The organism is Flavobacterium sp. (assembly GCF_028712645.1).
Classification (GTDB): domain Bacteria; phylum Bacteroidota; class Bacteroidia; order Flavobacteriales; family Flavobacteriaceae; genus Flavobacterium.
This window is the reverse complement of sequence record NZ_JAQTPQ010000328.1, coordinates 1-3,359: the sequence shown is the minus strand read 5'-3', so window position 1 is coordinate 3,359 and position 3,359 is coordinate 1. Positions and strand designations below refer to the sequence as shown.

Below are 3,359 nucleotides of genomic sequence, written 5' to 3'. Positions count from 1 at the left end.
TAACGGAGCAATTGAAGAACTAAAACGAATAGGTCGTGGATATAGAAATAAACAAAATTTTAGAACAGCCATTCTATTTTTTCATGGAAACCTTGACGGCTATTCACACAAAACCCAGTAGAACCTTTTTATAAAATAGTTGTAGAAAATTAAAGCAATAGGAATGAAAATAAGGTGAAATAGTAAACGAGGTTTTTCAATTTTCTTTTTGTAACCTTCGTAACTGGAATTAAACATAAAGTAGACAAAATAAACACTATAAGTAGCTGTTAGTTTGAATAATACAATTCCTATAAGTGTGGTCTCAATTATAATAGAAATTATGTAAAAATAATTTAAAGATAAATGTGAAAAGGAATAAGTATATAAAAAAACTATCATTACAATTAATAATAGTTTAAGTTTTGTATTTTTCATTTTTTATTATTATTTAAATATTAATGTTAGGAATTAAATTTGCTGCTTCTTTCATTTTTTTGTCTACAATCTTGGCATAGATAGCTGTTGTTCGGATCTCCCGATGTCCCAGTCGTTTTGATACAGTATAAATATCAGCTCCATTTTCAAGTAATAATACTGCATTTGTGTGTCTTGCACTATGGAAAGTAATGTGTTTAGAAATTCCAGCTCTGTTGCACCAACGAACAATTTCATTATTATAAACTGCACTGTATTTTAAACCTTTAAAAACTCTTTCTGATGGATGTTGTCTTTCGCCAAATAACTCTCTAATTTGCTTTGATATATAAAGATATTCTACTCCATCAGTTTTTTCTTGACGAAAATTTATTCTACTTACTCCATTGTCTTCATCCCTAACTTCTGACCAAACAAGTGTGTTTATATCAGACCAGCGAAGACCGCTTAAACAGGATGCAATAAATGCCCTTTTCAACACATCATATTTGCAATTAGTGTTTGCTAATGATTGTAACTCTTGATGAGTTAAATATTCTCTTTGACTTTCAGCTTGCTCAAATGATTTTGTCTTTGAAGCATAATTGATAGATAAATAACCATCATCAAATGAGGCTCTTAGGCAAGCTTTAAATTTATTGTAATAAGAATATTTTGAATTAAGAGATAGGAGGATATCACTTTTCGTTTTAGCTTCTTTCTCAAAATAATTCCTAACTCGTTTAACGAAATTTTCATCAATTTCTTCGAATAATAAATTCTGACTTATGCATCTTTTTAAATGGACTAAAGTAGCAGTCCAATTTCCGTAATTTTTTGGAGAATCAACTTTTTCTTCTGTCTTCTCGATAAAATAATCTAAAAATCTTCTTTTTGATTTAGCTGTGTTTTTGATGTCAAATTTACCTTGAAAGTATTCAGCTTTTCTGATTGAAAATATCTGTTCGCTTAAGGTATCAATTTCTTTATTCTCCTTTTTTTCACTGGCAGTTTTTGGCTCTTGATGTGGGTATAACTTTAGATACTCAAAATCTCTCAAATTTATTCGCTTGCCTTCAGTATTGGTTGTTGACCCTTTATAGTATTCAAGGTATAAACTATATTTACCATTCTGCAACTTTTTCTTTTTCAAACTAATTTTCATAAGATGTACATTCTTACACCTTTTAATCTTAAAGGTGTACATTAAGTGTGATAAAGGTATGAATTAAGGGGAGTAAAAGAATGTAAGAATGATTATAAATTACTGATAGTCAAGTTAAAGAAAGTTAGATTTGCTTAAAGAAAGTACTTTTACTTCCCGATACAGAAATTAGCAAAAATATTTCCTAAAAGCTCATCATTGGTAACCTGACCCGTAATCATCCCAAAATGGTACAAAGCTTCTTTAATATCTATCGCTATTAAGTCGCTGGAAAGCTTGGTTTCCAATCCAAATTTTACTTTTTGAATTTCGTCCAAGGCTTTCAATAAAGAATCATAATGACGCGTATTAGTCACAATGGTCTCGTTGTTTCTCAAAGCACCTGTATTTACAAACGAAAGCAACTGATCTTTTAATTCATCAACTCCAATATTCTCTTTGGCAGAAATTTTTAAAAGTTTAAGGTTTAACGTTTCAAGTTGTTTGTTGATGCTTGAAATTTCGTTCTCTGCTAATAAATCAATTTTATTTACGACAACAAGAATGGGTTTTAAAGGGTATTTGTTTTTTACCTTTTCAATTTCGGTTATATAGTCAAAACCTGAAACCTGAAACTTTAAACCATCAAACAAAAAGAGGACAACTTGTGCTTGTTCAATTTTTTCAAAAGTTTTTTTGATTCCAATGCTTTCTATATGGTCTTCTGTTTCCCGAATTCCAGCTGTATCGATGAATCGGAAACCAATTCCGCCAATGACTAATTCATCTTCTATTGTGTCGCGAGTCGTTCCAGCTATATGTGAAACAATGGCTCGTTCTTCGTTCAACAAAGCGTTCAGTAAAGTCGATTTTCCCACATTGGGTTCGCCCACAATCGCAACAGGAATTCCATTTTTAATAACATTTCCAACAGCGAAAGAATCAATTAAGCGTTTCAAAACAAACTCGATTCTATTTAATAATTCGTGAAATTGTGTTCTGTCGGCAAATTCTACATCTTCTTCAGCAAAGTCTAATTCGAGTTCAATTAAGGAAGCAAAATTGAGTAATTCTTGGCGTAGTTTGGCAATTTCGTTGGAGAAACCACCCCGCATTTGTTGCATCGCAATTTGGTGAGAAGCTTCGTTATCCGATGAAATTAAATCAGCAACAGCTTCAGCTTGTGATAAATCGAGTTTGCCGTTTAGAAAGGCTCTCAAGGTAAATTCTCCTGGATTTGCCATTCGGCAGCCTTTTTGAAGTAATAATTGAATAATTTGTTGTTGAATATAAGTAGAGCCGTGACAGGAAATTTCAATTGTATTTTCGCCAGTATAAGAATGAGGTCCTTTGAAAATAGAAACCAAAACTTCGTCTAAGGTTTTTTGATTATCAATAATATGACCCAAATGCAAAGTATGGGATTTTTGTTTAATCAAATCTTTCCCTTTAATAGATTGGAAAATGGAATTCCCAATGGTAATTGCATCTTCTCCTGAAATTCGAATTATGGCGATGGCTCCAGCTCCTGATGGTGTGGCGAGAGCTACAATAGAATCTGTGTATAACATTTTTTTTGTTCTTGGTTGCAAAGGTAATAAATCTAAATAAGTATCAATTCAAAATCAAGAAGTGCTTCTATTTATAATTAAATTTAGCATAAACATCTGATAATTAATGTAGTTAATTTGTGTTTTTTAACTACCTTTAAGGTATGAAATAATTAAAACTTTATAAAAATGAAAAAAATTTTGTTTCCCACAGATTTTTCCGAAGTTGCTACCAATGCCTATATTCACGCTTTGGAATTTGCCAAGAT

The 3,359-nt window shown here is 31.3% G+C and carries 2 protein-coding genes; both read right to left on the bottom strand.

Annotation, left to right across the window (positions count from 1 at the left end; translation table 11 throughout):
• Nucleotides 1–430: 430 nt before the first annotated feature.
• Nucleotides 431–1,561, bottom strand: a complete 1,131-nt coding sequence (locus PHC28_RS17260) for a site-specific integrase (protein ID WP_300103479.1) — start codon at nucleotides 1,559–1,561, stop codon at nucleotides 431–433.
• Between the two features lie 149 nt (nucleotides 1,562–1,710).
• On the bottom strand, nucleotides 1,711–3,111 hold the full coding sequence (gene mnmE, locus PHC28_RS17255; RefSeq protein WP_300103477.1) for a tRNA uridine-5-carboxymethylaminomethyl(34) synthesis GTPase MnmE: 1,401 nt from the start codon (nucleotides 3,109–3,111) through the stop codon (nucleotides 1,711–1,713).
• Between the last annotated feature and the right edge of the window lie 248 nt (nucleotides 3,112–3,359).